Origin of the sequence: Streptomyces sp. NPDC052721, from assembly GCF_040678315.1 — a bacterium.
Classification (GTDB): Bacteria; Actinomycetota; Actinomycetes; order Streptomycetales; family Streptomycetaceae; genus Streptomyces.
The window spans coordinates 115,012-141,122 of sequence record NZ_JBFATL010000010.1 but is presented as its reverse complement, the minus strand read 5'-3'; the positions used below and the strand labels follow the sequence as shown (position 1 = coordinate 141,122).

Below are 26,111 nucleotides of genomic sequence, written 5' to 3'. Positions count from 1 at the left end.
TCAGGAGCAGGACGACGGCCCGCCTGCGAGCAAGGCGCGCCTGATGCTGCTCAGGGCCGTGTCCTCCTTGCGGTCCCCCGGGAAGTCGACCTGGAACCGGGGGTTCAACCGGACCGCGGCGGTGCGGATGCGGTCCCGGACGTCTTCTCGGGAAGTCCGGTACGCGAGGCTCACGGCATGGGTTGCGTGTGCGGTCGCGGTCGTGCCGGCGGCGCCGGGAGCGGCGAGCAGCATCGTCTCGGGAAAGGCGCCTTGAGGGTTTCCTGGCCTGGCCCGGACCGTGGCGGTGATCCGGGGCACCCGCCAGACCGGGCCACTCTCGCCCATGCGCATCCTCGTGCCGGTCTCCCACTCGGTCATGTCGTCCGTGCTCCCGTTGGGGACGTGACCAGGAAGGCGTCGCCGTCCGAACAGGTGGGCACGGCGGCCAGGAGACGAAGTTCCGCGCAGCCGGCGATGCGTACGGTCTGCCGGATGCCGTAGGGGACCTCACTCACCTGCATCTCGCTGAAGGCGACGGCCCGTGTCACTCCGGGAGTCCGGGCGAGGAGGGGAGCGTACGGCTTCTCACGCTGGGCTCCGACCAGACGGACCACGCCGACCCGCGTGTCCGGCGCCGGCCGCCCCCGTGTCGTGGACGGGTGGTTACCCGTATGGCTGTGGGCGATACCGGTGAAAAGGGTCTGCAACGCTATGGCCCCGGCGACGGCAACCACGATCCCGTTGACCGATCGGGTGGACGCCTCGCTGTGCCATCTCAGCCTGCGCATCGCGAGCTGCCAGGAAAGGGAGCCCGACCCGCCGACCCGTTCGGTGAACCGCTCGAGGAGCCACGGGATGACAGCGGTCACGCCCACGAGAAGCGCAAGCATACCGGCGACCACCGTGACGACACCTGCCGTGCTCTGAACCTGCGATGCGTCCCGGACGGACGTCCGCAGGAGCAACAGGCCGAACAGGGGCAGGGCGACGCGCCACCACAGTCGCCGCTTTGCGCCGACGGACCTGCGCACCACTCCCAGCAGTTCGGCGACCACCTTGTTCATCGCCAGATGAGCGCTGATCAGGGACAGACAAGGCACGGTCACGACCACCGCGGCCGCCAGGGACGGCTCGGGGGTGAGGTCCTGCGGGAAGACACTGAGTCCCCGGACATCGACAAGTTCGACGAAACGGCGTCCCACCGCGAACAGCGCCGCGCCCGCAACGACGCCGATGAGGGAGCTGACCAGCGCCTCACCGGCGGCGATCCGGGCCGTCATGCCGCGGTCCGCACCGATCAGCCGCAGAGCCGCCAGCCGCCGGTCGCGGTGTTCACCGCCGAACCTGGTGACTGCGGCGATGAACACGGCGACCGGGGCGAGCAGTACCACCATGCCGACGACGGTGAGCAGGACGAGACCGGGGGCCAGGGGTTTGTCCGCATAGACCTTGCCGAAGTGGTCGAGCCGCCGTGCGCCCGCCACGCCGCTCTCCATGTGCTCGCCGCCCAGGAAGAAAACGTATTCGCCGGGACCGAGCAGACCCGAGTCGTCCACCTCTCCCGCGACCGGGTGGTCGAGGCGTGCTCGCAACAGTCCGTTCCCAGGCTCCGCGAGCAGTCGTCCGAGGGCCGGTGACACGACCATTTCGCCTGGCTGCGGATACCTGTCGAGTCCGGGCGGCAAGGGGGCATCGGGCCCCTCCGGTTCCACGAGCCGGCCGCGGATCACAACACCGCGGAATGCTGGTTCCAAGCGCATCCCTGCGGGCCATTCAGACGCCGCAAGGTAGGTTCATCCACGTCGACGGGGCGGGCTTCTCGGAAAACGGAGATGTCAAAGTCGCATACGACATCTTCACCAACGGCGGCCCGACGACCCATCAGACGGGAGAACACGCCGACAGGACCAATTCCAGCGGAACGTTTGACGACGACATCAAGGTCAATCTGTCGTCTGTGAGCGGGGCACGGGTCAACGTCGTTGACGTGAACACCCAGATGCACGCAGAAGCCTCCATCTGACAAGTCCCCGTGCCGCGCGTCCCGCCGGGCGTCGTAGCGAATGCCCTCTCCTTCGCCCGGCGGCACACCACACGTCGGCCGATACGGGCATGGTCCCCGAGATCGGCGGCGCTCAGCGACCGCAGGGCAGGCACCTCTCCTGATGACGGGAGGAGCGTCGGCAGCGCTCACAAATTTCTTTCCCCGAGCGATCGCCTTTGGCCTGGGCCTGCTGTCTGGGGCTGTGGGAGCGGCGGGCACTTACGCATGGGAACTCCGGGCGCTTGAGAAGGCCAGGTTGCACGCCTGGCGGGAAGCTACAGGTCCCGGACCGGTGGGTGAGCCCGGATGGGAATCTTCCCCTGCCGGGGACAGCGTGCTTGCCATGCTGAATCCCGAGAAGCGGGCGGTCGCCTTCAACCGCCTGCGGGCACCGGAACGGAGGATCCCTCAGACCTTCTGCGAAAGTCGTGATGGAGCGGACGAGACACGGCGGGGCCGGACCCTCGGGGACCGGGTGCGGGTCGTCCGCGGTGCGGCGGGCTCAGGCAAAGCACGGCTTCTCGTCGAAGCGACATCGGAACCGTCGTATGAATCCGCCGCGCCGTATTGCGGCTGGGTCGCTCGGGGGAAGGAGAGCCAGGCACTGGCGGCAGCCGTTGGGTGGGACCGGCCGGTCGAGGGGCGGCGCGAACGCGCCCCGGTCTGGGGGGCGCTTTGCGGTGCGGGCAGGCGCATCACCTCGGGCCAGGTCCTGGTGTATGCGGTCGGCATCACCGCACACCAGGGGAGGGACGTCTCCTCGCTCGGCGACGAGGCGGCTGTGTCGTCCAGGAACGGCTCGGGCGTTTCAGTGGTCGCCGCGCTCGTCTCGCCGTGAACGCTGGTCAGTGCAGGATGCTCACGGCTCGTGCGATCACCAAGAGGGAAGTCAAGAGGGCGGAGACGCTCTGAACGCTCATCATGGCTTTGGCGCGGGTCGACAGCGGCATGGTGTCGGTCGGGCTGAAGGCCGTGGAGTTGGTGACCGACACATACAGGTAGTCCACCAAGGTGGGAACCCAGTCCGAGGCGCCGCTGGCGCCGTCGGCGACTTCTTGGACGGCGTCGTCGTTCTCGTCCTGTGAGAAGCGGAAGTCCGCCAGGGGCAAAGCGGAGCGGGGCGCCTGGGTGCGGCTGACCGGGCCGCCCCGGTCCAGCTCCCAGTAGGCCAGACCGAAGACGATGATGTTGGTGAGCCAGACCTGCAGCGCAGCCACCAGCAGTGAACGGCCATCCTTCACGCCGGCGTACACCAGCTCATGGATCAGGATGGTCAGCGCCACGAGATTGCTGATGGCGATGACGGCTACGAGCGTCAGCGAGAGCACCCGGAAGGCCTTCGTCTGCCGGGTCAGACGTTTGGGGTTGATCGCGATGAGCGGAATGAGCAGCAGACATTCCAGGGCGGGGAGCACGTAACGAGGAGCGATCAGCAACCGCTGCGGCAGGAACAGGTACAGGGCGATCGCGGCAAGCGTCGCCACCACTGCCGGCAGCCGTGCCTCGCCCCTGCGCTCATGTCGAGGATGCCTGGTCCTCGCATCCGCACGCGTACGCGCCATACAGCCTGCCCCTTCCGGTTGCTGCCACGGACAACGTCACGGCATCCACGTATCCGTCAACAACGGAGGCCGCCGCACATCTTCAGCATCTACCCCAATCCATGGCGTTGGATCAACGCGGACGGCACCCAAGGGGGCCTGTGGCGGTCGGCCCGCAATCGGCCGTATGGGGCAATGGATGACCGGGCCGTGCTGTCACAACGGGCGCCCCGGGTGTCCCGCTCATCTGCCACTGCCGCTCGCACAGTACACGCGGCGGCACAGCGCCCTGGATCGCGAGCAGAGGGAGACAGTTCGCGGCTATGGGCAGGCTCCCGCGGAGTTATGACAGCCTTGACATGCCACACCGGGGGTGGGCCAGGTGCGGCGACAGAGCGATATGTTCGCGACTCGCGACTCGTTTTCCACTTTGCACGTGAGTGCATTTGCGGGCGCCGGGAGACGAGTTCGGCGTCGGCGCAGTGGCATCGGGGGAATCTCCCAGGCTGGCGTTGGAAAGCGACAGGACCCCGGCCGGACGCCGTGCTCCACCGCGTCGAGGGGCGCGGCCCCCTGTGGGAGCAGCACACCATGGGGTGCCTCGCCTTCCCTGCCGGCGGTGCTCACCGGAACGGCGGAAAGGGATCACTGGCGAGCCGCGGCGGCTACTCGACTGTCCGACGGTGCCGCGCCCCGCGAAGACCAGTCCGTACGGGGGCGGTTCACTACACCGGGCCTGGATGGCCAGGGCCGTACTCCGCATGTGCGCCGCCGCCGGTACCCGCCCTGCTGAACAGTCGCGGGCACGCTGACGCGAGCCAGGCCGGCAGCAAGAAGACGGGGCCCGGTGACAACTGTCACCAGGCCCCGGGGTGAGGGTGGGGTCAGCGTCTGCGGGTCCAGCCGGAACCGATACCGGCCACGTGCAGAGCCAGAGCGGTCAGCCCCAGCAGCATCACATTCGTCGAAGAGAACACGTCGTTGGTGCTGAGATCCGCCGCGTTGATCAAAAACGACACGAAGAACAGCACCGCCGCGACTATGCCGAGCATGAGACGAACTCCTTTCGAAGGGGTGAAGCCCGTATGCCCGGTTACCGTCTCCGCAGACGTGAAGCCACCTCCGACCATCGCTGGTTCGCCGGGCGCGGCCCGGGCCGCGTCGGCGGGCCGGCGGTAGTGACGGGTCAGGCGTGAGCGTGACGAGGGCTTGCCGCCTTATGTGGTGCCGCGTGATGCGCGGGCCGACCCGTCTCGGGGACGTCGAGGCGCCGCAGGGACAGGCCGGCGGTGACGAGGAGGCAGGTGAAGACGGCGAGAAGGAGGACGCATGCCCACATCTGCCGACTCCCCGGCGCCTGCCAGCCGGTCCAGGCGGCGCACACGGCCCACAACAGGACACCCCCGGCGTAGAAGGAGCGGACGCGGTGCAACTGCCGCACGGCCCGCAGGAACATGAGGCGTTCGGTCATCGGTGCCATGCGCAGCCGTATACCCCGACGCGCCACGACCACTGCATCACGATCAACCGGGCCATCGACAGCCGTCCCGAACAGCGGCCCGCTCGCCGTCACCTGCGCAGTCACTCCGCGGTCGGACCGAGGTGCGTCTCCAGGACGCCAGCGTGTCGCCACCTGCCGGCGCCGGGGACCACAGTGACCTCATCCCATAGCCGACGCCGCAGCTGGTGGCAATTCCTACGTCGAGCAAAGGTAGAACCACTGCGCACTGTCGGAGTCCCCGCCATCGCAACACTGCTGCCGGTCGGTGATGTCCGCCACGGCGAACCTTGAGATCCTCCCGAGCACTGAGGCCATCTGGGAATCCCTGAAACGCGGCGGCGGCACGACATCGTATGACCGTGCGGCTATGACACCCGGTCGGATCGTCTTCCTCAATCGGCATGTCCAGTAAGGGCAGGTCGAGCGTCGCACGGGAGCTCCTGGACATGCCGGACGAGGGCTGGCAGTCGACGCCTTCGACGCGATGTGCAGCAAGCGGGAGCTCGGCTCAGATGTGCTCGACGCCGCGCTGCGGCGTACCCGGATGGATCGTGGTCGATCATGTGCCGAGCGGGCCCTGGCGGCTGCGCCAGAAAGATCATCACGCCCGGGTCGCGGTGACGGCGGTGCGGTTTCTCGGCCGAGCCAAAGCATCCAGCTTACATCCGTGTACCCCGCCAGACTGTCCGTGTGGTCCACTCGGGTGAATTGCGGGCCGATGCGGTACGGACGGGCGGCGTCCCGGTACAGATCCATGGGGGCGCTCCATCGCGCGCCCTGTTCCGATCGCCGGAGCGGCGCACATGTGCCGAGCCGACGCGAAGGGAGCAAGACCAATGCGCAAACGATCGGTGGCCGCTGCGGTCGCGGCGGTAGCGCTGTGCGGTACGGCCGCACCCCACGCATTCGCCCAACAGCTCGCCGGCCAGGACAGAAAGTTCCTGGTCCAGGTGCACCAGGGAAACCTCGCCGAGATCGCGGCGGGCCAAGACGCCGGCAGGCACGCCCGCAGCGAGTGCGTCAAGCAGGTCGGTGCCGTACTGGTACGCGACCACACCAAGCTGGACGCGGATGTGAAGACACTGGCTGGCAAGCTGAACGTGCGGCTGCCCGCCTCCCCGTCCGCGCAAAAGAAGAGGCAACTGGCCGCTGTGCAGGCCAAAGCCGGAACGCCGGCCTACGACACGGCATGGCTCCGAGTTCAGGAAGCCGGACACCGCCAGACACTCGCGCTGATCGACCAGGAGATCAAAACGGGGAAGAACAGCCAGGTCGTGGCTGCGGCACGCAACGCCCGTCCGGTCGTGGCGATGCACCTGAACATGGTCCGCCAAGGCACCTGCCACATGCCCGCTCACACCGGCATGACCGGGGCCAACCGACAGTGATCCGGCCACAGTCGAAACCCGCGCCACAGCGGTAGGCACCGCGGGCCCGGCCGGTAGCGGGCTGTCCGCCGCCGGCCGGGCCAGTGCTCGCGAACCGCTGGGAGTGCCGCCGGCAACCCTGGGACAGTTAACGACGCCTACGCCGCTGCCACCGGCACCACGCCTGCGGCTCAGGCACTCGCCCAGCACGCCTTGATTGGCTGCATACCAGCAGCCAGGGGCCGGGTGCGGTGACCGGCAGGTGGGGCGCCTCGGCCTCCTCGGTATGGAGCTGAGAATTCTCGCTCCGGTTTCACCGTGCCGCGCAGGCCGCCGCTGCGAGGCCGGTCCGGAACCGGCGCCGACGGACCGCTGCCCGGTGGACCGGGTGCCGGTCGGTCAGGCACGTTCTCTCACTCCTCGCATCCCCTGATGTCGTCCTTGCAGCCCTCCACGTCGACGGGGGCGACCGTGTTGAGGCGCCACTGGATGAGTCCCTGGACGTGCCGGCCGGCGGCGGGGATCCGGGCGGTGAAGCGGCTGCCGGCGGGGATGTTGAACTGGTCGGCCTCGCGGTCGCCGCACGTCACCTCCCACTCGCTTTCCGCGTCACCTCGCGAGAGGGTCAGCGTCAGCGTGCGGTGGGTGGGTGCCTGGCAGGCGATGTCGAAGGTGTGGGGCCGGTTCTCCTTCGGAGTGAAGCTCTTGTCCAGTCCCCGGGCGAGGTTCTCCATCCCCTCGTCGACCCGTGAGGCGCCGTCGGGTTCCACGGCGTTCAGGGCACGGGTGGCGCGTCGCATGGCGTCTTCCTGGGGTGCCTTGCCTTCCCAGGAGGGGGCCGGAGTGGTGGTGGCCGGGTTTGAGGAGGCCGTGGTGCCGGGTTCGGTCGTCGTCTCCCGGTTCTTCTGTTCCGCGCAGCCGGCCGTCAGGGCGGTGGTGGCGACGATGAGGGCGAGGCCGAGACTCTGGTGTGCACGCATGGGACTCCAGTCGGTGGAGTGGGTGCCGCCGCGTCCCGGCTCGGGCGCGGGCCGCGGCAGCACGTCGTACAGGGTTTACCGGCGGATGGAGCGGCGGTACAGCTCGGGGCCGCAGACCCGGGCACAGGGATCGTCCGAGCGCCGGATGCCCGCAGCGGCGCGTGCGGTGGGCGGCGGGACGAGCATGTACTCGCGGCCGAGCGCGTCGGCCTGGGTGTTGCCGTAGATCGTCACCTCGCCGTCCGACCAGCGTACGAACAAGTCATCCTCCCACTCGTTCGCGCCGAACTCGCCTGCCGCGACGACACGGGCATGCTCCCAGGTGCCGTTCTTCGCCTGCAGCTGGGACTCGCCGCCCAGGCCCCGGGTGGCGACGTCCTGGTAGACGGTGAGTTCACCGTCGGACCACTTCACGAACAGGTCGTGGTTGGCGTCGCCGGTCGAGCCGTCGAAGTCGCCGCCGGTGATGAGGTCGGCGTGGTCGGCCCAGAGCTTGTTCTTGGCGAGCAGTTGGGTCTCCGCGTGGAAGCCTCCGCCGTCGACGTTGACGTACTTGGTGACCTCACCGTCGACCCAGCGGACCACGAGGTCGTCGGGCCACTTGTTGCCGCCGTACTTGCCCGTCGCGATGCCCTTGGCGTGTTTCCAGATCGATCCGGCCTGGGCGATCTGTATCTCGTTGGCCGGGTGCTGGCTCGTCGACGTGGGCAGCTTGGTGTTCTGGTCGATGTCCTTGTAGATGGTCACTTCGCCGTCGACCCATTTCACCAGCAGGTCGTAGGCGTTGGAGCCGGTGTAGTCTCCGGCGGTGATCACGTCGGCGTACTTGCTCCACATGTCGTTGGGCTTCGCCAGTTGCACCTCACACGGCTGACCGGCCTTGCACCCGGTGTAGAAACCCTGGTTCTGGTCGCCCGGATAGAGGGTCACCTCGCCGTCGGTCCACGTGACGATCAGGTCGGAGTCGCCGAACTTCTGCGACTCGGTGTGGAACGTCCCGGAGGCGGCTCCGACGGCGTGCCGCCACAGTTCGGCGTCTCCCATGCCGTCTATGCCCTTGGGGGTGTCGGGTGCGTAGTCGTTGACCGCCTGGTTGTACAGGCGCACGACGTCGGCGTCGAACTGGGAGGAGTAGGAGACGTCGTCTTTGGTGCCGCCGGTTTTGTAACCGCCGATGACACCGATGATGTCGCCGCGTTTTCCGTCGAAGTCGCGCAGGAAGGGGCCGCCGGACACGCCGGGGGCGAAGCCGTCGCAGGCGATTTCGAGGAAGCGGCCGTCGAACGCCTTGGTGTTGGTCGAAGGGCACACCAAGGGCGCCTTCGCGTTGCCCGGGAACCCTATGAGGGTGACGTTGTGCTGGGCGAGCTGCGCGGAGTGCAGGGTGGTGAGCTCGTTGCCCATGCCCGTGGCGTTCTCCAGGAACTGGCCTTTGGAGTTCGGTCCGCTGCGCAGGATCGCGAAGTCCAGGTCGTCGGCCTTGGCGGGACCCTGGGCCAGGTAGCGGCCGTCGATCCAGATCTTGCCCTTCTTGATGGGGAAGATGCCGTAGGGGGCGATGCCGCGGTTCGGGTGGGCGGGATCCGGCTTCCAGCCGGGGGCGAAGGCGAGGGACCTGAACCGGTCGTTGTCGTTCAGGCAGTGGGCCGCCGTGATGACGAGCGACTTGGTCGGCGAGGTCACGGAGGACGCGGAGCAGAACTGGTCGCGGTTGCCCGGATCGGACTCCGGGTCGTCGTCGCTGTTGATGAGGAAGACTCCCGCGGTCGCCACGCCTCGTGTGTCGGGGTGGGACGCCATGCGCGTCATCCCGCTCCCTGTCGGCGGATGTTCGGGATCGCCGCCGTCGGCGCCCGCCCCGTCCTTGCCGATGTCGACCGGCACAGCGTTGGCGATGCGCTCAGGCGTCCAGTACGCCTCCGCGGCCTTGGCCTCGGCTATCTCCTCCGGTGTCGCCTTCAGCGGCTCCTCCGGCGGCTTGGGCGTGTCCGTCGGCTCGGTCGCCGGGGCCGAGGGCGACGGTGCTCGCGTGCCGGGCTGCTTCGGAGAGGCCGGTGGCGTGCCGGCCTCGGTACGCGCCGGCGACGGTGTGGAGCCCCCCTCCCCCTGGGTCCGCGCCGGCGTGGGGGTGTCGGCGCCGGTGCGCGCCGGGGACGGCGACGGAGAGGCCGTGGGCGCGGCCGACACAGCGGGTGCGGTCAGCAGGACCACGGCCGTGGCCAGGCCCAGCACGCTTGATCTCCATCTTGGGCGTCTTACATGGGAACGCAATGTATTCGTACCTCTCACGGTTGGTCAGGCCGTCAGGTGGTGTCACATGCCGCAGCGAATGCCGGGAAATGACGCTTCTTCAGCGACCGCACGAATTCGTTCATGCGTGCGGATCGTCTGTGCTGAAACCATAAGCGAGGCCCCGAGTCCGAAACGATCTACGACCCTCTCCCCTGCCGCGCGGCGAAGAGATCCCGCCATGCCGGAATCGCGAATTCGCCTTCCGGATCGGTGGATTGCTGCCCGTCCCGTCGGCCGGCGCAAGTCCCCGCCCGCCTCTCGACCTACCGCTACACGCAAGGGGACGCAGCGTGAACCAGACGTGAACTCACGCTCGCTGCCACGCCATCGGCGTGGTTGCCGCCATCCGTCCGCATGTGCGCATGACGCGATCACGAATTGGCGACTATTCGCCCCTTTCGACGCCATGGTCACCGGACATCCGGCAGAGGCGCAGGTCAGAAGCCGCTGTGAAACGAGTCGTCGTCCTCGGCGTCACCACCCACCTGACCGGCCATGGACCCTGGACGCCATGGCCCGTGCCGAGGGCGCCGACCTGGTGACGGCGCCGCTGGCAGGTGACGACCGCCGCCGGGACCGGTCGCCATCCGGTCGGGATCGACATCGGCGTCATCGTCTACCTCCTCGCACGAACAGAGCTCCCTGGACGCCCCTCCACAAGGTCGAACTCGGCAACTGCGCTCGCCCTGCGACGCCCTGCCGCCACGGGCAGGCATCCGGTGCCCGATGGCCCGGGTCATGCCTAAGGGGTGGCTTCGCCGGTGAGGCGGCGGGCCATCAGGTCGGCCATCGCGAGGTGGATCATGGCTTCGGAGCGGGCGGGCAGGGTCTCGTAGTCGCGGGCCAGGCGGCGGTGGAACATGAGCCACCCGTAGGTCCGCTCCACGGTCCAACGCTTCGGCAGGGGTGTGAATCCCCTGGTCCCGTGGGTACGTTGGACAATTTCCATGTCGATGCCGAGGGTGGCCACATGCTCGACGAGGTGCTGGCGGTAGCCGCCGTCCACCCAGACTTTGCGGATGGTGGGGTGGGCGGCGGCAACCTGGTCGATCAGGTGGGTGCCGGCGACGGAGTCCTGCACGCTCGCGGCCGTGACCAGTACCGCCAGCAGCAGCCCGAGGGTGCCGGTGACGATGCTCCGCTTGCGGCCCACGATCTTCTTCGCCGCATCCGTGCCCTGCCCGGCGGCCGGGACGCTGGTGGAGGTCTTGATGCTCTGCGCGTCGATGACGCACGCGGACGGTTCTATGCGCTTGCCCTCCTGCTGCCGTAACAGCCTGCGCAGCATGCCGGTGAGCTGGGCGAACACGCCGTCCTTCTGCCACTTGGCGAGTATCCGTACACGGTCTCCCGGGGCGGAAAGTCGTGCGGCAGGTAGCGCCACTGAACGCCGGTGCGGTCCACGTAGAGGATCGCGCTCATGATCTCGCGTAGATCGTGCTCGGGCGGGCGTCCGATGTTCAGCGCATGCCGGCGCCGATCGGCCCGCCAGGCGCTCAGCACCGGCTCCACCAACTCCCAGCGGGCATCGGACAGATCACTCGGATACGGACGACGTTCGGCCATGACTTGGGCGTACCGCCGGTCAGGGGCGTGCGCCCAGGCGCGCAGTGCGACCAGCAGAAGCACGCTCTACCGACGTCTTGGGATGAGACAGGCGCAAGCTGCATTCCGCCTCAACTGTCACCCCATGGAGCACGCCCGCCACCTCAACCCCGCCAGTCGCAGCGAGACGACGATCTCGCCCCTAGGAACACAGGTGAAAGCACCCATCACGGGAGAAAACAACCTCTTAGAGGGCGTTTATGCAGGTAAAGCCCTATATGCGGCTCTGCCACTGCCCTGCTTTGAGGGCCTTCATCCCATAGACGACGAATGGCGCTCCCCAGAGCGGATGCTCGGCCATCCATCTCGTTCGCTTCTATACCTGGAAGTCCGTCTGGTTTGAAGTTGCCGCGGAATCGCCCAATGAACAGCGGAACCGAGCCCTCCGCCTCACCCGTGATCACGCTACGCGGTGAGCGAGCGCAAGCCGTACCCCAGCGACCTGTCCGACGCCCGATGGGCCCTGATCGAGCCGACGTTGACGGCCTGGAGGAAGGCCCGACTCGACCGCAGACCAACCGGACAGCCGGCCAAGGTGGATTTACGGGACGTCTTCAACGCAATCCTCTACGTGAACCGCACCGGCATCCCCTGGAAATATCTCCCGCACGACTTCCCGAACCACGGCACCGTCTACGCCTACTACGCTGCCTGGCGCGACGAGGGAATCTTCGCCCAGCTCAACTATGCCCTGACCGGACTGGCGCGCGTGAAAGAGGGGCGCAAGCCCGAGCCGACCGCATCCGTGATCGACACCCAGAGCGTGAAGTGTGGCTGGTTGCAGTCAGGAACGCGCCGGGGGACGCAACCGCTGGGACGGTGTGCTGCCGTTGCGGACCCTTCTGGTCGAACAGCCCGAAGAAGCCGACGAGCCGACCGGCTACTGGATGACCAACCTGCCTGCCACCACCCCGATCGCCGACCTGGTGCGGTGGGCGAAGATGCGCTGGCGGATCGAGCACGACTACCGCGAGCTCAAACACGGCCTGGGTATGGATCACTTCGAAGGCCGCACCTGGCGCGGCTGGCACCACCACGTCACCCTCGTCACCGCCGCCCAGGCCTTCCTCACCCTGCGGGGACTCGACCCAAAAGCCCCAATGCCGGCAACACCCTCTACCAAGACGAGCTCCAGGCCCTGCTGAGGTGCTGGACCGGCACCTGCACCACATGCGGCCGACCCCTCATCACCAGCAGAACCAGACCCAGAACCTAACGCTAGTGCGCGTTCCACGGCGTCCGGCAGGCGTGCGGGGTACTGGATTCTGGTATCGAGGAGAGCTAGGACGGCCGCGACCAGCACCGCAGTGCCTTCCTCTGAGCGGCCCTGGGTGCCGTCCGGTAGAGGACGAGGCAGCAGCGCCATGACGATCGGCACCGCCATCGCTTTGTGATAGTCCCCCGGCGCGCGGGCCGAACCATCCGTACCGACCGGCTGGAAGACGGGGCCCGCCGTTCACCAGCGAGGGCCTCCTTCGGCGAGCTGGAGTTCGCCCCTGCCGAAAGAGAAGTTCTCGTTCGGCGCCGGGATCAACGCGATGAATATGTCGTCGGGCGAGACGTCCAGTGCCTCGACCACGAGCTCGTTGATGGCCGCGGTCACTGCCCGCTTGTCTTCCAGGGGGCGATGAGCCCCGAAGAGAACGGTGATGATCATGGCGTCGCTGCTGCGTTGCATACCCATGAAGGTCGGGTCCAGGAACAGTTCGTCCTCGCCGTGTTCGCTGATCATGATGAAGCGGTCGCCCTCGGGGATTCCGAGCCCTTGTACGAGTGACTGGTTGAGCGCATCGGCTAGTGCGCGCTTCTGGTCCGGCGAGAAGCGGTTGGCGGGGATGTGGGCGTTGAAAACGGGCATGAGATCCTTCTTTCGCGGAGTACGGTGGGGTACGGGGTGCGCTCCGGCCGGCGTTGCGGTCCCGAGCCTTGGTAAAACCGGAGGGGGACCAGTCGGCGTCACCCACTGGCCGCCATTCCTCGCTTGTCGTTGCTCGAGCGCTCAGGAGGCGGAAGCGGCCGAGGGGAAAACCTGCAGGCCCTCGATCACGTCGCGCCCTTTGGCGGTGTCCGCGTACAGCCGCGCTTCCGTGATCAGTCCGTCGGTCACGGTGAACAACAGGCAGTGCTCGTTCTCCATGGTGCGGCCGTTCTTCGCCTTCGCCCTGGCCCTGACGGGAACCACCACGTGCGAACCGGCATCAAGGACCGCGTGCGCGTCGTAATTGAAGTACTCGTAGTAATGGTCGAACAGGTCCTGGTAAAAGGCGCGAAAGCCTTCCCGGCCGTGGAATGTCCCTCCGTACGGCAGGGAGGTGGGGAAGCGGAAAACAACGTCAGGCGACATAAGCGCCACCAGGTCGGACGAATCGTTCTCCTCGAATCCGGTATAGGCTCGACGGCATGCATCGATAACCGCCTGGTTGCGCGACATGTTTTCTCCTTGCTCGGGGATGAATGCGCTAGTTGGCCGGAACCCCGTTTCGGCCTGTACCACTGGGCACATGTGGTTCCCGCGGGACTTGCCGGGACTGTCGGCCTTCGCGCGCCGCCGCATGCTTCTGGTGCGTCCACGCTGTCGACCGGGTCACGAGCGAGACGGAGGCTGGGCCGGGTGCGGCAGTTGACGAACCTGTGCCAGTCAGCGGCCCTGGAAGTCGACGGCGGGTCGGGGCAGCCCCGCCTTGAGCGCGTTGACTGCCGAGGCCAGGCCGGCCTTGACGTCGTCGGTTGCGAAGAGCGGCATGGCGATGTCGAACATCGCCTCGTCGGCCGCCGCGACCCCGCCGACGGCCCAGGCACGCAGCAGGGCCTTGTGTGCGGCGTAGGCGCGGGTGGGACCGTTGGCCGCCTTGCGGGCGAAGGCAGTGGCCTCGGCCAGCAGGGCGTCGTCGGGGACGACCCGGTTGACCACGCCCGCGTCGGCCATGACAGTGGCCGGTACCTGCTCGGAGGTGAGGGCCCACTCCGAGGCGCGTGCCCGGCCCGCCCTTTCGGCGACCCGGTAGATGCCGCCGAGCAGCGTGACGATGCCCAGGGTCTGCTCGGGGTGGCCGAAGCGGGCGGATTCGCCGGCGAAGATGACATCGGCGCGGAGCGCGAGTTCGAGACCGCCTCCGAAGCACAGGCCCCGGACGGCGGCGATCACAGGGAGCGGCAGCCGTTCGAGCTGGTTGAAGACCTGCATGTAGCGCTCGAAGAGTGTGCGCAGTTCCCGTACGTCCGCATCCGGCCAGTCGGCGATGTCACCGCCGTAGCTGAAGTCCGGGCCTTCGGCTCGCACCAGGACGGCGCGGGCGCTGCTGCGGCCGATCGCCTCGAGTGCGTCGGCGAGTTCGGTGGCCATCTGCGGATCGATGCGGTTCTGCGGCGGGTTGTTCAGGACCAGCGTCGCCAGGCCGTCGTCGATCGAGTGGGTCAGGTGGGGCATGTCTCTTCCTTCAGCTCGTACTCGGCCAGTTCGTACTCGGCTCGGCCCGTGAGGGCCGGGCGCCCTTCAGGCGAGGTGCTCGCGGAACCAGACGATGGCTGCGGTGCTCGCCTTGTGGAACTGGACGGTGTAGGGGTCGAAGTGGCCCCCCGGAATCAGCTGCAGCCGCTTGGGCTCCAGCGCGCGCTCGTAGGCCGCGAGCGCCAGGTCGGTCACCGTGACCGTGTCGCCGAGGGCGACCACCATGAGGAGCGGCGTGGGTGAGACCCGCGCGATCCAGGTCCCGGGCTCGTACATGCGTGCCGCACGGGTGGAACGGACCGTGACTGCGTTCTCCCAGACGCCGTCGGGCTTGGGCTGCAGGTAGAAGTCGATGGCCTCCTGCGACCGGTAGGACGCCGGCACTGACGGGTCACTGTTGACGATGGCCAGGGTGCGCGGAGCCTCGCCACGCAGCTGTGCCCGCTCGTCCTCGTCGAAGGCCTCCTCCAGGGCCGCCACGGAGTCCGGAGCGATGCGGCGCAGCCCCTGCTCGTAGCCGCTGATGGTGGGCACCTGGGAGACCACGGCCCGTAGCCGCCGATCGGTCGCGCCCAGCACGATCGCGTGGCCGCCGGCGTAGCTGGTGCCCCACAGGCCTATCCGGTCGGCGTCGACCTCGGGCCGGCTCTCCAGGTAGGAGATGGCCCGTCGCCAGTCGGCGATCTGCTGCCACGGGTCGACGTCCTGTCGCGGGTGGCCGTCGCTGGCTCCGAAGGTGCGATGGTCATGGACCAGGACGACGAACCCGTTCTCGGCGAAGGCCTGCGCGAACGGCTCGAGCCCGTGTTCCTTCACTCCGGCGTAGCCATGGGCCATCGTGATCGCCGGGTGCGGGCCCGGGCCATCCGGCAGGTAGAGCCATCCGCGCAGCATGACTGCGCCCTCGGCTTCGAACTGGACATCTTTGCGCTGAACCATGGGGGCTACTTTCTGAGGAACGGGGGCTTCAGTCCTGGTGGAAATGTTCGGCACCGATCACGCCGTGCAGTCGTGTCCGCAGCTCGGCGGAGAAGCGGTGCACGGCACCCAGCGGCCGGTGATGGACAGCGGCTCGGACGACGTGCCCGTGTGCGTCCTTGGTCAAGATCGTCACGCCTTCGAGCGGCAGGCCGTCGAATGCAGTGGCCTCCCACTCCAGGTAGGTCCGCGGGCCGTTGGTGGTTTCCCGGATGAACCGAAGCGACTCGTAGATCTCGCTTGCAGCCCCCATCACGCTCTTGACCTGGTCTCGGCCTTCCACCGGACGGGCGAGGACGCTCGCTTCCAGGACCACCTGTGCGGCGAACGCCTCGCCGAACGCGGAGGCTGACTTCTGCTCGAAGGCGCTCGTCCAGCCCTGGGGGCGAGGGGCCCCCGAGTCGTGGACGTCACCGGAACTGGACACCCTGGCCAGGAAGCGGTCGAGGTGGGCGGCGACCTCGGTCGGCTGTTCGATGTGGGGCCAGTGCCCGGCCTCGGCCACCTGCACGGCTCTCACTTCGGTGAACTGGGGGGCTACGGCAGCGTTGATCAGGTCTTCGGTGACGAAACCGTCCTCCTCACCGCGGATGATCAGGACCGGTCCGGCGAAACGGCTCGGCTGTCCGCCAGCAGGGTGTCCGGTGTTCCAGCAGTCGGCGAAGTCGCGGACGACCTCCGGGTTGAGGCTCTGCCCGGTGGCCACCAATCGATCGAACTCTGCCTGCGGCAGTGCGGCGGACAGCCGGCCTCGAACGGCACGTTGTCCGTCGCCGTCACCACCCAGGGACCGGAACTGCTCGATCACGTCGTCGGGCAGGCGTGTGCCCGCCAGCGGAACCGGCGTCAACAGCGTCAGTCCCCGAGCCCGGTCGGGACGGTCGGCGGCGACCAGCTCGGCCACAGCTGCGCCCATGCTCTGACCGACAATCACAAAAGGCTTGCCGACGACGTCGACCACGGCTCCCACCTCGTCGGCGAACCGGTCGTAGTCGTACGGCCCATCCGCCGCGCTACGGTCCCCGCAGCCGGGCAGGTTGAGCGTGACGCATTCGATGCCTGGCGTGGTCAGCCGCGATATCAGGGTGTCCCAGACGTACTGATCGTCGAGGAAGCCGTGGACGAACACCACGGCCAGGTCGCCGGCGCCGCTTCGCCGGTATCGGACATCGGTTTCCTTGACGCGTTCCGTGTTCATGTTCACTCTCCGGGTGCGGACGTTGCCCCGGAGGGGGACCAGTCCCGGCTGTCGATCGGGGAGAAGTCGGCAGGCCGTGCGTCCAGGCGCTGCATCCGACGGCCGTCGCGTGCCGCGAGCAGTTCTTCGTCCAAGGGGGTGGTGAAGACGTTGTCGACCAGCGTGTACTCGGCGGCGAGCCGACCGATGGCCGGCACGGCGGCGGTGTCGATGCGTCCCCGGTCCAGGTACAGCTCGTCCGCGACGTGGAACCGTACAACCTCGCCCCACACGACGTGATCGCCAACCTCGTTGACCGGGATGATCCTGTTGACGACGCACTCGAAGGAGATCGGCGCTCCCTTGACTCGGGGTGCGCTCACCACCTCGGACGGCTCCTTCTCCAGCTGGAGCGCATGGAACTCATCCACAGCGGAGTCGAACTCGAATGCCGAGCTGTGCATGGCGTGTGCCTGCGGCAGCGTGGACAGGTTGGTGACGAATTCCCCGGTCTCGCGGATGTTGATCAGCGTGTCCTTCAGCGTGACCCCGTCGGAGCGTGGCTGCAGGGTGAGCGAGACAAGTGGGGGCTTGCGCCCGACCGCGGTGAAGAACGAGATAGGCGCGAGGTTGGCGACGCCGTCGGGTGAAACCGTACTCACCCACGCCACGGCGCGCGGAACGATGCTCCCAATCAGCAGTTTGTATGCCGCATTGGCATCGAGGTCGGCAGCGTCAACGATCACGGTGTTCCTCCATGTGTTCAGGCGCGGCATGCGGACGGCGTCGCACCGCGCGATGCGGCCATCGCCGCCAAGGCGAGGGGTGCTGGGCCGTTACCCCGTGGGGGCACTCCGCAGCGGCACCTAGATGACAGAACCGTAAGCCTTTAGCCCATGTCGCCCGCGCTCGGCGGTGTCGTCGCGGATGCCGAACGCGGCGGCGGTGAGGCTCGCCTCGGGACGCGACGGCGCCGACTTCCGGGGGACGTCCCGGCCTCCGCGCCGAACGCGGGGGGGCCGAGGCGTGTGATCGAACTGATGCCGGCCGGCCTTCACGTGCTCCACACAGGTGCACACACGTGTGTTTCGGTGGCCATGGTGTTCACAGACCCATGTCCAGGGCGAGGCACGAGAAGTGGTTCCAGGCGCCCTCGGGGTTGTACGAGGCGATCGCCGAACCGTTCGGCTCGGCCTCCTTCTCCTCGACCATCTCGTGGAAGTGGACACGCTCGGGCAGCTTGCCGAAGCGGGCGTGACGTGCCGCCGCTGCGGCGTTCATCGCAGACTCGGTTCCCACGGTGACTTCCTTTCTCGTCACGGGCCGGCTCACCGGTCCGATGACCGCAAGACTGCACCTCCGTGCGTAACCTGTCAAGACGGTGACGCCCTTCACGGCATGCGCAGCGCCGTTCGCAAGGCGAGCGGGGTCGCCGCGGCCCAGGCCTGCGGGAGCAGGAGTGGGGGTAGGGCACCGGCCGGCCCGTGGCGGTGCGGGCGTAGCCGGCCAGCACCTCGGGCAGGCGGTACCCGTAGGAGGAGGCCGCCGCCACCAGGCCGTCCACGACCGTGCGGACCTGGTCGGCCAGTCCGTACCGGGCCAGGCCGAGCACGATGACCCCCATCCATCGGACCAGCGCGTCTCAGCCCGGCTGCCAGCCCCAGGGACTGCCGTTGATGAACTGCTGCAGTGAGTACCGGACGGTCGGCGAGTCGGACACGGACCCGGCCAGTCGGCGCACAGACTTCTTGCCGTCGGTGAGCAGCAGTCCCTTCAGACAGGTGCCGGCCCATCGGCGTTGATCGGCGCGCGGCAGGTACCCGAAGATCTGCTGGGCGAAGGTTTCGACGGATCGCGCGCCCATGTCCGCTGGGGTCTGATGTGCGGATAACGAGATAACGAGAACACGGCCGTTGCTCCCTCTTCACAGGGCGAGAACAAGTCGGTTGCGCATCAAACCATCCGGGTTCGGCACGGGTCGTGACGTATACCTCACGACCAGACAACAGAAGATTGAAATATGCGTAGTCGATCGCGAAAGCGGGCGGGGTGCGGTCGCCGTTGGTCGAGCCGAGGTACTGCACGACGAACTCGTAGGCACGATCAGGACGGCTTCGCTCTCGCGGACTCGCCGTGCGTCGATGGCCAGAGGCGGCTCGTCATCGCGCCGGCTGTCCGCGAGAAAGGCCACCGCGAGGTGGAGCACGCGAGGAGACGTTGTGCGATCTCAGCTCCGCGGACGCGGGGTGATCCGGCGGTTCACACAAGGCGTGGTCGGTTGTGCCGCGGACCGGTCGGGGATACCCGGGCCGCGGCGCCGCCGAGCAGCCGCTACCGGCCGGCAGTGGACGTGTCAGGTCGGTCGAGGCAGCGACGCGCCAGATCCCGGTACCCGCCAGGAGGACGGCGTCAGTCCGAGCGCTCGGCGACGAAGCTGTGCGTACCATCTCCCAGTCCGGAGACGGTCACCCTTCCCCCGTCGACGCGCACACCGGGCTGTGTCGCCCGGCGCCCGTCCCACAGCACGCGTCGGCCGGTGCGCACCACGACCCCGCTGCCGTCCGAGGGCAGGGCCACCCGGCCGCGGGTGCCCTCGGGCGCGTGGACGGTGAGGGTGAAGACTTGTTCGGTGTTCTCCCACTCGACCGTCAGCGGACCGTACGGCGTGGGGAGCTTGCCCGCGGCCCAGGCGATCCCGCCGGGGTGGGGGCGTACCTCCCACGCGCTGTAGCCTGGTGAAACCGGCCCGGCTCCCAGGAGTTGGTGGGTGAGCGCCGGCAGAACGCCAGTGGACCAACCGTGCGCCATGCTGGTGTACGCGTCCTCGTACGGCTCCCCCTGCGGGCCGATGCCCTCCCAGTGGGTGATGCCGGGGTCGTGCCGGTCCATCCAGCCGTAGGTGCGCCGTATCTGGTCCAGCGCGGACTCGGCCCGCCCGCTCTCGAACCGGGCCACGATCTCCGGGTACGAAGTGAAGGCGTAGACGCGCTGCGCCGCCCCGGCGAAGAGGGTGTCGTTGTCCATGAACGCGTTGCCGTACGGCCGTCTGGTGGTGGCGTCCAGATGGGCGAGGGCCGACTTCGCGCGTCCGGCGTCGGCGATCCCCGCAAGGACGGCCAGCGCGTTGCCGTCCTGCGCGTGCCGCACGGGACCCGTCGCGGAGTCGAGGTACGCGCCGGCGGTACTGTCCCACAGGAGGGTGTTGACGGCCGCCGCCACCTTCTGCGCGCGCCGCACCCAGCGGTCCGCGTCCGCGTCGCGTCCCAGGAACCGGGCCAGCCGGGCGGCGTCGTCCAGTGCCTGGACGTAAAGGGCGTTGTAGTAGGTGACGCGGCCGGTACGGCCCAGGAAGGCGTAATCGCCGTAGCTGCCCGTCCCGTTGAGGCCCTTGCTGAGCAGGCCGGCGTCGTCGGTGACGGCCGGGTACCAGCCGTCGAGCACCTTCACGAGGTGTGGCAGGTAACGGGAGGCGTAGGCCCGGTCGCCGGTGTAGAGGACGTAGTCCCAGCTGCAGACGACCCACCACAGGGGATAGTCGAACAGGGGCAGGGTGTACCCGGCGATGGAGGCCGGGGGGATCCAGCCGTCCGCGCGCTGGTGGTCGGCCAGGTCGGCCAGTACGTTGCGCACCGCCTCGACGGCGTCGTCGTGCGTGAGGTAGAGGGTGCGCGCGGACACCGCCAGGTCGCCGACGTACGGGTCACGGTCGCGTTTGGCACCGTCGTGCAGGACGAGTTTGCCTTCCAGCGTGGCGCTCCAGGCACCGCGCGGGTCGACGTCGTCCTGCCGGAAGGTGTCGGTGACGAGTTCGTTGGTGTACGACGCCCCGTACCAGTAGCGGTTCAGGTCGTCGTCGGAACACAGGAACCAGCCGCGGTAGGTGCTGGGCGTGCCCCTGTAGGCGCTGAACTCCAGGCTGACGGAGTCGATCTCGACTTCTCCCCACGGCTGGGCGGCCGGGGCGTCGGAGGGCAGTGCGTCCAGGGTGATCCGCAGGTAGCGGAATCCGTGCAGGCCGTCCGCGTAGACCTTGTCCCCGGCCTGGTAGCCCTTGCGGTCGAGCCAGTCGGCGCCGGCGGCGGGAACGGCGAACTGGTCGGTGCCCTGGCCGGCCCCGCCGGCCTGATCGGAGCGGGTGAAGTCGGAGCGGTCCGTGAGGAATCGGCGCGTCTCGGAGAACGCCAGCCGCACACCCGGCGAGTCGGGCGAGGCCCGGGTGAACCTGATCCGCGGGTGTCCGACGACGACTTTGCCGAAGTCGAGCGTGACCCCGGGGACGTCGACCGGGGCCACCGGCGCGGGCCAGACCTCGTTGACGCGGGTGAACGCCCCGCGGGGGGTGTCCTGGACAGCGGTCACCGTGATGCGCACCCGATCGGTGGTGACCGGGGTGGCGAACGGCACGGGACACTGGATGACATCGTTGTCCTGAACCGTTGCGGCGGTCTGCCACGCGCCGTCACGCCACACGTCGACCGTGAACTCGGTGGGTACGCCGTCGCTGTTGGAGAGCACCGTGATCCCCGGCAGCTCGGCAGGGTCGGGCAGGGTGATGGTGAGCGTGTCCGGGAAGGCGCCGAGCGTGTCGTCGTTCCAGAAGGTGTCCGGGTCTGCGTCGACCGTGTGGGCGGCGTCGTAGGTGCGAGGCGTGCCGTCGTTGCCGTTGTTGCCGGCGTGGGTGGAGGAGGCCTCGGCGGTGGTTCCCTCCGGCCAGCGCGGGGCCGGGACGGGACGCGGGCGGCGCAGCACCGCGCTTGCGCCCCCGGGCTTCAGCAGGGCCTGCGCGTCGGTCACGTCTCCGTTCACGGCGACCACGCTTACGGGACGTACGGTGCCCGTCGTGGGCGCCTGGACGTAGCGGTGCCAGTCCGTGGAGGCGCGTGTGGGTACCGTGCGGGCCTCGGCCGCCTCCGCCGGGCCTGTCGCGGCGGACGCCGGCCGGCCACTCGTGGCGCCGGTCACGCCGAGTCCGAGAACCCCGGCCGCCACCACGGAGCGTCTGCGCGGGCCGTCGTGTGGAGCGGACGTGGATGCCATGAAAGCCTCCCTGAAACACCGAAGGGATTGAAACGTTTCAGTCGGTTGCCGATGCCCGACCGTAACCCCGAAGTGGATGAGGCGTACAGAGGGACGTCAGAGGAAATTCCGCGCCCTGGGGCCGGAGACGTCCGGGAACGGCTTCATCTGACGGCTGTTCAGCAGATCAGAGCCCTTTACTGGCAGCCCGAACTTCTCGTCGTCGAAGAGCCCACCTCCCAGATGGACCCGCGTGGCAATCACCAGATCTTCGAACAGGTCGAGGCCGTCGCCGCCGACCGCGTCACGGGCCTTGCCGGGGCTTCGATTCATTTCGGCCGAGGACGGTCACCACGGGCACGCCGGCTGGGCGGCCGGCGAGCAACGACGCGATGTGGTCCGCGCGTCGGACGGCCGCCGTGGCCATGGCCTGCTTGGGTCATCCCGGCAACGTCTTCCCTTACCTACCGGCGCAGCCTCTGGCCTCTGCGGCAACCGTCTGTTGCGCGCCAGCGAGTTCATGACCGGTCGGCGAAGGCCGGTGCGCAGCCTGGGCCAGCTCCCTGTTGGCGGCCCGAGCGGCTTCAGGTTCCTCCGTCCTTTCCTCCATCTCGCCGCGCTTCTCGGCGCGGGCACCGAGCCCCGACTCGCTCCACGCCTGCTCGCCGAGCCGTACGGAAAGCCGCTTCTCCAACTGGCGTACCCGCGTGGCGAGACGAATGTTCCGCTCCAGCGCGTTGGCAGGGTCGGCCTGTACGAGACGTCGAGCCGTAGCCGCCAGGTACGACAAACTCGCGGTCCGCTACGGGGCTACCGTCCTCGTTGCCGCCGTCAACGAGTGGTTGTGACGTACTGGTCCGACGCCAACTCGAACACCCGTACCCGCCGACCGCAGGTGGGATTGACGGTCTCACGAACCGGACGCATCCCCAGTTTGGTCATGATCCGTTCGGAGGCGTCGTTGCCCACTTGAGCGATGCTGACGATCCGCTCCAGCCCTCGTTCTTCGAACCCGAACCGTACAGCGGCCGCAGCGGCCTCGGTGGCCAGGCCCTGCCCCCAGTGGGAACGTCCCAGCCGCCAGCCGACCTCAACCGCCGGCAGTACCTCCGGCAAGAAGTCGGGCACTGAAAGGCCGGTGAACCCGGCCAACTCGCCAGTGGACCGGATCTCCACGGCGAACAGGCCGAAGCCCCGTGACTCCCACTCTCTTTCCCACGCCTGGATCCCGTCGCGAGTCTGCTGTTCGTCGCGGACGCTGCCGTCACGGATCCACCGCATGACCTCGGGGTCGGCATGGATGGCCGCCATGGGGGCGACGTCTTCCTCGCGCCAGCGACGGAGGATCAGACGGGGAGTCTCAAGCGTGACCATCCCATCATTCTGGATCACGAATGGGCTCGCCGCCATCCTCACCAGGCTCGATGCACGCCCTAGGAGTTGTCTTCGATTGTCACGCCCACATCGGGAGCGAGGCGAGGGTGACGGCTGCTTGGCAGGACTCGGCGGTCTTGTCGTAGCGGGTGGCGATCCCTCGCCTCTGTTTCAAGCGGTTGAAGCAGCGTTCGACCACGTTGCGCCGCTTGTAGAGGTGCTTGTCGAAGGCCGGCGGGCGCCCGCCGCGATGGCCGCGCCGGAGCCCGTTGCGGATCTGGTCGGATCGTTCCGGGATGGTGTGGCCGACGCCCCGCCACCTGAGCCAGGTCCGGATCGCTTTGGAGGTGTAGCCCTTGTCGCCGATGACGTGGTCGGGCCGGAGGCGCGGCCGTCCCGGTCCGAGGCGGGGCACCCGTATCGCGTCCATCACGGCGGTGAACTGGGTGCAGTCGTTGGTGTTCCCGCCCGTGACGGTGAAGGCGAGCGGACGCCCCAGGGAGTCGCACGCCAGGTGAGTCTTGCTGGTCAGGTTACCTCGGCTGCTCCGCCGCCACCTCCGGGCGGACACTGGGCCGATGCCCTCCATCAGCCGGACGTGGCGGCCCTCGCTCGGAAAGGACGCTGTCTACGACAGGCTGCCGTACCTCTACACGGATCAGTACGACCTCGGCATGGAGTACACGGGTTACGTGGAACCCGGCGGCTACGGCCGCGTCGTCTTCCGCGGTGAGCCGGCCGAACGACGCTTCATCGCGTTCTGGATGGCGGGCAGCCCCGTGCCGGCAGGGATGAGTGTCAACCTGTGGGACGTCATGGATCCCATCCGGTCCCTCATCGTCTCCCCGGTAGCGATGAGTGACCAAGCGACGCTGGAGCGTCGCGACAGGTCTCACCGGCAGGGAAACTCGCCGAATAGGCAGGCTCCGCGAACCACGTGTCACAAGGAGGGCCGCTGCCTGGTCTCTTCTCGTGCAGACCCAAGTTTCCCAGGAAATCCCTGAGAGGAATCCGTTATGAAGGTCGTAGTGATCGGTGGCACCGGGCTCATCGGCTCGAAGCTGGTCGGCAAGCTCAACGAGCACGGACACGAGGCGGTCGCGGCCTCGCCCAACACCGGCGTCAACACACTGACGGGCGAGGGGCTGGCCGATGTTCTGGAGGACGCATCGGTCGTGGTCGACGTGTCGAACTCCCCCTCCTTCGAGGACCAGGCCGTCATGGACTTCTTCCGCACCTCCACGGCCAACCTCCTCAAGGCGGAGGCCGAGGCCGGCGTCAAGCACCATGTGGCGCTGTCCGTGGTCGGCACCGAGCGCCTCCAGGGGAGCGGGTACTTCCGCGCCAAGCAGGCCCAGGAAGAACTGATCAAGGCGTCCGGGATCCCGTACTCCATCGTCCACGCCACCCAGTTCTTCGAGTTCGCGAAGGGGCTCGCCGACGGGGTCACCGACGGTGACACCGTGCGTCTGCCCGCCGGGAAGATCCAGCCCATCGTGTCCGACGACGTGGCCGCGGCCGTCGGCCGCACCGCGGTCGGTTCCCCGGTCAACGGTGTGGTGGAGGTCGCGGGCCCTGAGGCCTTCGAGCTCGAGGACTTCATCCGCATGGGACTCGCCGCCAAGAACGACCCCCGCAAGATCGTCACTGACCCGAAGGCCACGTACTGGGGTGCCGAGCTGCAGGAGACCACGCTCCTGCCTGGTCCGGACGCGCACATCGCCGAGACCAAGTTCGCCGACTGGCTCGCACAACAGCAGTAGTTCCACCGCGGGTGGCCCCTGCCTCCGTCGACGGGGGCCACCGCTTGTCTTCCTTGTCCTGATTTAAGGTTCGCGATGGTTCGTACCACCGAAATCACGATTCCCGACACCACCCCCTATGAGGAACTGACCGGCATCTACACCATCGACCCCGCCCACAGCGCGATAGGGTTCTCCGTCCGGCACGCCATGATCACCAACGTGCGCGCTCAATTCACCGCCTTCGAGGGACTCCTCAAGCTCGACGGGAACCACCCCACCCGGTCCGAGGCCTACCTCAGTGTCCAGACCAGCAGTCTGGAGACGGGTGTTCCGAAGTGGGACGCCCATGTCACCGGCCCGGACTTCCTCGACTCGGCGACCTTCCCCCTCATGAGCTTCCGTTCCTCCGGAGTCCTCGATTCCGGTGACGACCGGTTCCGCTTGGCGGGGTACCTCCGGATCAAGGACGTCGAACTGCCCGTCCACATCGATCTCGAGTTCGGCGGAGCGGGTCGGGACGCCCAAGGACGCAGCCGTGTCGGTTTCGAGGGCACGGCCACCCTGCGGCGTTCCGACTGGGGCCTCGACCGGAACACGGCCCTCGCCTCGGGCGGCACCCTCATCAGCGACAAGGTGAACCTGATCCTCGACATCGCCGCCGTACAGGTGGAGAGGGACACGTGATGACCCAAGCGACCGAGAACCGCGTCGACCTCATGGCCACAGTGGTCTCACTGGCCGCGGAGGCCCACGCGCTGCAGACCCGGGTCGACAAGCTCCAGAAGGAACTCGTGAGCCTCGACGAACGGATCAGGGCCACCTCCGCCGCCCTGCACGAGCTGACCTCCGGTTGAGGCGTGCCTGCCACGCCGTCTGAGCATGGAACGTCGGCCGGCAGGTCGGCTGAGGATCGGCGTCCGTGAAGAGGACCCTCTGCAGGTGCGCGACGTCGCCGGTCTGGGCTGCCGCGAAGAACGCCTGCACGAGCCGCCGACAAGCGGCGGAGTCCACAGGTTGCGGCACCGGTTCTCGGCGAGACGCTCCAGGGCGCGCGACCTGCT

24 protein-coding genes and 6 pseudogenes are annotated in these 26,111 nt (G+C 68.1%); 9 read left to right on the top strand and 21 right to left on the bottom strand.

The features are described 5' to 3' along the window. Together AB0L21_RS12945 and AB0L21_RS12940 are read right to left on the bottom strand one after the other, a co-directional pair. Complete coding sequence (locus AB0L21_RS12945) at nt 1–360, bottom strand: hypothetical protein (RefSeq protein ID WP_365783882.1); 360 nt, start codon at nt 358–360, stop codon at nt 1–3. Next, nucleotides 357–1,574 (bottom strand): FtsX-like permease family protein, encoded by a 1,218-nt coding sequence (locus tag AB0L21_RS12940; RefSeq protein WP_365783880.1) that lies wholly within the window; start codon nt 1,572–1,574, stop codon nt 357–359. Before AB0L21_RS12940 ends, AB0L21_RS12945 begins: the two co-directional genes overlap by 4 nt. A 149-nt stretch (nt 1,575–1,723) precedes the next feature. Between AB0L21_RS12940 and AB0L21_RS12935 the strand changes: the two genes are divergently transcribed. Together AB0L21_RS12935 and AB0L21_RS12930 are read left to right on the top strand one after the other, a co-directional pair. Beyond that, nucleotides 1,724–2,005: a hypothetical protein gene (locus AB0L21_RS12935; RefSeq protein ID WP_365783878.1), complete on the top strand. Its 282-nt coding sequence runs from the start codon at nt 1,724–1,726 to the stop codon at nt 2,003–2,005. Nucleotides 2,006–2,369: 364 nt separating this feature from the next. After that, nucleotides 2,370–2,864: a hypothetical protein gene (locus tag AB0L21_RS12930; protein ID WP_365783876.1), complete on the top strand. Its 495-nt coding sequence runs from the start codon at nt 2,370–2,372 to the stop codon at nt 2,862–2,864. Nucleotides 2,865–2,871: 7 nt separating this feature from the next. On the opposite strand, the gene AB0L21_RS12925 is transcribed toward AB0L21_RS12930, so the two are convergent. The 3 genes from AB0L21_RS12925 to AB0L21_RS12915 all read right to left on the bottom strand — a co-directional run bounded on the left by AB0L21_RS12925 (nt 2,872) and on the right by AB0L21_RS12915 (nt 5,047). Then, a complete protein-coding gene (locus AB0L21_RS12925; protein ID WP_365709662.1) occupies nt 2,872–3,588 on the bottom strand; it encodes a hypothetical protein in 717 nt (238 codons plus the stop codon). Nucleotides 3,589–4,451: 863 nt separating this feature from the next. Beyond that, on the bottom strand, nt 4,452–4,619 hold the full coding sequence (locus AB0L21_RS12920; RefSeq protein WP_171159365.1) for a hypothetical protein: 168 nt from the start codon (nt 4,617–4,619) through the stop codon (nt 4,452–4,454). 134 nt (nt 4,620–4,753) lie between these two features. Beyond that, a complete protein-coding gene (locus AB0L21_RS12915) occupies nt 4,754–5,047 on the bottom strand; it encodes a hypothetical protein (protein WP_365709658.1) in 294 nt (97 codons plus the stop codon). Nucleotides 5,048–5,904: 857 nt separating this feature from the next. On the opposite strand from AB0L21_RS12915, the gene AB0L21_RS12910 reads away from it, so the two are divergent. Beyond that, entirely contained in the window at nt 5,905–6,456 is a 552-nt protein-coding gene (locus AB0L21_RS12910; protein WP_365783874.1) for a DUF4142 domain-containing protein, read from the top strand. A 392-nt stretch (nt 6,457–6,848) separates the two neighbouring features. Here the strand turns inward: AB0L21_RS12910 and AB0L21_RS12905 are convergent, their stop codons facing one another. The 3 genes and pseudogenes from AB0L21_RS12905 to AB0L21_RS12895 all read right to left on the bottom strand — a co-directional run bounded on the left by AB0L21_RS12905 (nt 6,849) and on the right by AB0L21_RS12895 (nt 11,273). Further along, nucleotides 6,849–7,415, bottom strand: a complete 567-nt coding sequence (locus AB0L21_RS12905) for a hypothetical protein (protein WP_365783872.1) — start codon at nt 7,413–7,415, stop codon at nt 6,849–6,851. A 75-nt stretch (nt 7,416–7,490) separates the two neighbouring features. Further along, entirely contained in the window at nt 7,491–9,647 is a 2,157-nt protein-coding gene (locus tag AB0L21_RS12900) for a hypothetical protein (RefSeq protein WP_365783870.1), read from the bottom strand. 802 nt (nt 9,648–10,449) lie between these two features. After that, a pseudogene (locus AB0L21_RS12895) lies at nt 10,450–11,273 on the bottom strand (IS5 family transposase). A gap of 451 nt (nt 11,274–11,724) precedes the next feature. Between AB0L21_RS12895 and AB0L21_RS12890 the strand changes: the two are divergent. Then, nucleotides 11,725–12,081: pseudogene (locus tag AB0L21_RS12890) on the top strand (transposase); the annotation flags it as partial. Nucleotides 12,082–12,118: 37 nt separating this feature from the next. Beyond that, a pseudogene (locus tag AB0L21_RS12885) lies at nt 12,119–12,457 on the top strand (transposase); the annotation flags it as partial. A gap of 311 nt (nt 12,458–12,768) precedes the next feature. Here the strand turns inward: AB0L21_RS12885 and AB0L21_RS12880 are convergent. The 13 genes and pseudogenes from AB0L21_RS12880 to AB0L21_RS12820 form a co-directional block, all read right to left on the bottom strand. Continuing rightward, nucleotides 12,769–13,170: a tautomerase family protein gene (locus tag AB0L21_RS12880; protein ID WP_365709649.1), complete on the bottom strand. Its 402-nt coding sequence runs from the start codon at nt 13,168–13,170 to the stop codon at nt 12,769–12,771. Nucleotides 13,171–13,311: 141 nt separating this feature from the next. Further along, nucleotides 13,312–13,743 (bottom strand): nuclear transport factor 2 family protein, encoded by a 432-nt coding sequence (locus tag AB0L21_RS12875; RefSeq protein ID WP_365783869.1) that lies wholly within the window; start codon nt 13,741–13,743, stop codon nt 13,312–13,314. Nucleotides 13,744–13,950: 207 nt separating this feature from the next. Further along, nucleotides 13,951–14,739, bottom strand: a complete 789-nt coding sequence (locus tag AB0L21_RS12870) for an enoyl-CoA hydratase/isomerase family protein (protein WP_365709645.1) — start codon at nt 14,737–14,739, stop codon at nt 13,951–13,953. A gap of 66 nt (nt 14,740–14,805) precedes the next feature. After that, nucleotides 14,806–15,699 (bottom strand): alpha/beta fold hydrolase, encoded by an 894-nt coding sequence (locus AB0L21_RS12865; RefSeq protein WP_365709643.1) that lies wholly within the window; start codon nt 15,697–15,699, stop codon nt 14,806–14,808. 28 nt (nt 15,700–15,727) lie between these two features. Beyond that, nucleotides 15,728–16,936, bottom strand: coding sequence for an alpha/beta hydrolase (locus AB0L21_RS12860; RefSeq protein ID WP_365783867.1), 1,209 nt, complete (start codon nt 16,934–16,936; stop codon nt 15,728–15,730). Nucleotides 16,937–16,938: 2 nt separating this feature from the next. Beyond that, a complete protein-coding gene (locus AB0L21_RS12855; protein WP_365709639.1) occupies nt 16,939–17,661 on the bottom strand; it encodes a flavin reductase family protein in 723 nt (240 codons plus the stop codon). 358 nt (nt 17,662–18,019) lie between these two features. Then, entirely contained in the window at nt 18,020–18,214 is a 195-nt protein-coding gene (locus tag AB0L21_RS12850) for a hypothetical protein (protein WP_365783949.1), read from the bottom strand. 92 nt (nt 18,215–18,306) lie between these two features. Then, nucleotides 18,307–18,530: pseudogene (locus tag AB0L21_RS12845) on the bottom strand (aminotransferase); the annotation flags it as partial. A gap of 27 nt (nt 18,531–18,557) precedes the next feature. Then, nucleotides 18,558–18,779, bottom strand: a complete 222-nt coding sequence (locus tag AB0L21_RS12840) for a transposase (RefSeq protein ID WP_365783865.1) — start codon at nt 18,777–18,779, stop codon at nt 18,558–18,560. 545 nt (nt 18,780–19,324) lie between these two features. Then, nucleotides 19,325–21,952 (bottom strand): alpha-L-rhamnosidase C-terminal domain-containing protein, encoded by a 2,628-nt coding sequence (locus AB0L21_RS12835; protein WP_365783863.1) that lies wholly within the window; start codon nt 21,950–21,952, stop codon nt 19,325–19,327. A 96-nt stretch (nt 21,953–22,048) separates the two neighbouring features. Further along, on the bottom strand, nt 22,049–22,264 hold the full coding sequence (locus AB0L21_RS12830) for a hypothetical protein (RefSeq protein ID WP_365710010.1): 216 nt from the start codon (nt 22,262–22,264) through the stop codon (nt 22,049–22,051). 498 nt (nt 22,265–22,762) lie between these two features. Further along, nucleotides 22,763–23,305, bottom strand: coding sequence for a GNAT family N-acetyltransferase (locus AB0L21_RS12825; protein ID WP_365709968.1), 543 nt, complete (start codon nt 23,303–23,305; stop codon nt 22,763–22,765). A 79-nt stretch (nt 23,306–23,384) separates the two neighbouring features. Then, nucleotides 23,385–23,849 (bottom strand): annotated as a pseudogene (locus tag AB0L21_RS12820) (IS5 family transposase); the annotation flags it as partial. A gap of 24 nt (nt 23,850–23,873) precedes the next feature. Here AB0L21_RS12820 and AB0L21_RS12815 point away from each other — a divergent pair. From AB0L21_RS12815 to AB0L21_RS12800, 4 genes and pseudogenes are all read left to right on the top strand, one after another. Continuing rightward, a pseudogene (locus AB0L21_RS12815) lies at nt 23,874–24,150 on the top strand (oxidoreductase C-terminal domain-containing protein); the annotation flags it as partial. Nucleotides 24,151–24,321: 171 nt separating this feature from the next. Continuing rightward, nucleotides 24,322–25,068: an SDR family oxidoreductase gene (locus AB0L21_RS12810; RefSeq protein ID WP_365709966.1), complete on the top strand. Its 747-nt coding sequence runs from the start codon at nt 24,322–24,324 to the stop codon at nt 25,066–25,068. A gap of 75 nt (nt 25,069–25,143) precedes the next feature. Further along, nucleotides 25,144–25,734, top strand: coding sequence for a YceI family protein (locus AB0L21_RS12805; RefSeq protein ID WP_365783861.1), 591 nt, complete (start codon nt 25,144–25,146; stop codon nt 25,732–25,734). Then, a complete protein-coding gene (locus tag AB0L21_RS12800; protein ID WP_365710008.1) occupies nt 25,734–25,904 on the top strand; it encodes a hypothetical protein in 171 nt (56 codons plus the stop codon). Before AB0L21_RS12805 ends, AB0L21_RS12800 begins: the two co-directional genes overlap by 1 nt. The last annotated feature ends 207 nt before the right edge of the window (nt 25,905–26,111 follow it).

Excerpts from the sequence above, each read along its gene's own strand:
- AB0L21_RS12860 (WP_365783867.1), bottom strand. The coding sequence starts at position 16,936 with ATGAACACGGAACGCGTCAAGGAAACCGATGTCCGATACCGGCGAAGC.
- AB0L21_RS12880 (WP_365709649.1), bottom strand. The coding sequence starts at position 13,170 with ATGCCCGTTTTCAACGCCCACATCCCCGCCAACCGCTTCTCGCCGGAC.
- AB0L21_RS12925 (WP_365709662.1), bottom strand. The coding sequence starts at position 3,588 with ATGGCGCGTACGCGTGCGGATGCGAGGACCAGGCATCCTCGACATGAG.
- AB0L21_RS12945 (WP_365783882.1), bottom strand. The coding sequence starts at position 360 with ATGACCGAGTGGGAGACCGGCACGAGGATGCGCATGGGCGAGAGTGGC.
- AB0L21_RS12810 (WP_365709966.1), top strand. The coding sequence starts at position 24,322 with ATGAAGGTCGTAGTGATCGGTGGCACCGGGCTCATCGGCTCGAAGCTG.
- AB0L21_RS12800 (WP_365710008.1), top strand. The coding sequence starts at position 25,734 with ATGACCCAAGCGACCGAGAACCGCGTCGACCTCATGGCCACAGTGGTC.
- AB0L21_RS12915 (WP_365709658.1), bottom strand. The coding sequence starts at position 5,047 with ATGGCACCGATGACCGAACGCCTCATGTTCCTGCGGGCCGTGCGGCAG.
- AB0L21_RS12905 (WP_365783872.1), bottom strand. The coding sequence starts at position 7,415 with ATGCGTGCACACCAGAGTCTCGGCCTCGCCCTCATCGTCGCCACCACC.
- AB0L21_RS12805 (WP_365783861.1), top strand. The coding sequence starts at position 25,144 with ATGGTTCGTACCACCGAAATCACGATTCCCGACACCACCCCCTATGAG.
- AB0L21_RS12875 (WP_365783869.1), bottom strand. The coding sequence starts at position 13,743 with ATGTCGCGCAACCAGGCGGTTATCGATGCATGCCGTCGAGCCTATACC.
- AB0L21_RS12835 (WP_365783863.1), bottom strand. The coding sequence starts at position 21,952 with ATGGCATCCACGTCCGCTCCACACGACGGCCCGCGCAGACGCTCCGTG.
- AB0L21_RS12870 (WP_365709645.1), bottom strand. The coding sequence starts at position 14,739 with ATGCCCCACCTGACCCACTCGATCGACGACGGCCTGGCGACGCTGGTC.
- AB0L21_RS12830 (WP_365710010.1), bottom strand. The coding sequence starts at position 22,264 with ATGAATCGAAGCCCCGGCAAGGCCCGTGACGCGGTCGGCGGCGACGGC.
- AB0L21_RS12865 (WP_365709643.1), bottom strand. The coding sequence starts at position 15,699 with ATGGTTCAGCGCAAAGATGTCCAGTTCGAAGCCGAGGGCGCAGTCATG.
- AB0L21_RS12910 (WP_365783874.1), top strand. The coding sequence starts at position 5,905 with ATGCGCAAACGATCGGTGGCCGCTGCGGTCGCGGCGGTAGCGCTGTGC.
- AB0L21_RS12840 (WP_365783865.1), bottom strand. The coding sequence starts at position 18,779 with ATGGGCGCGCGATCCGTCGAAACCTTCGCCCAGCAGATCTTCGGGTAC.
- AB0L21_RS12935 (WP_365783878.1), top strand. The coding sequence starts at position 1,724 with ATGCTGGTTCCAAGCGCATCCCTGCGGGCCATTCAGACGCCGCAAGGT.
- AB0L21_RS12825 (WP_365709968.1), bottom strand. The coding sequence starts at position 23,305 with ATGGTCACGCTTGAGACTCCCCGTCTGATCCTCCGTCGCTGGCGCGAG.
- AB0L21_RS12930 (WP_365783876.1), top strand. The coding sequence starts at position 2,370 with ATGCTGAATCCCGAGAAGCGGGCGGTCGCCTTCAACCGCCTGCGGGCA.
- AB0L21_RS12920 (WP_171159365.1), bottom strand. The coding sequence starts at position 4,619 with ATGCTCGGCATAGTCGCGGCGGTGCTGTTCTTCGTGTCGTTTTTGATC.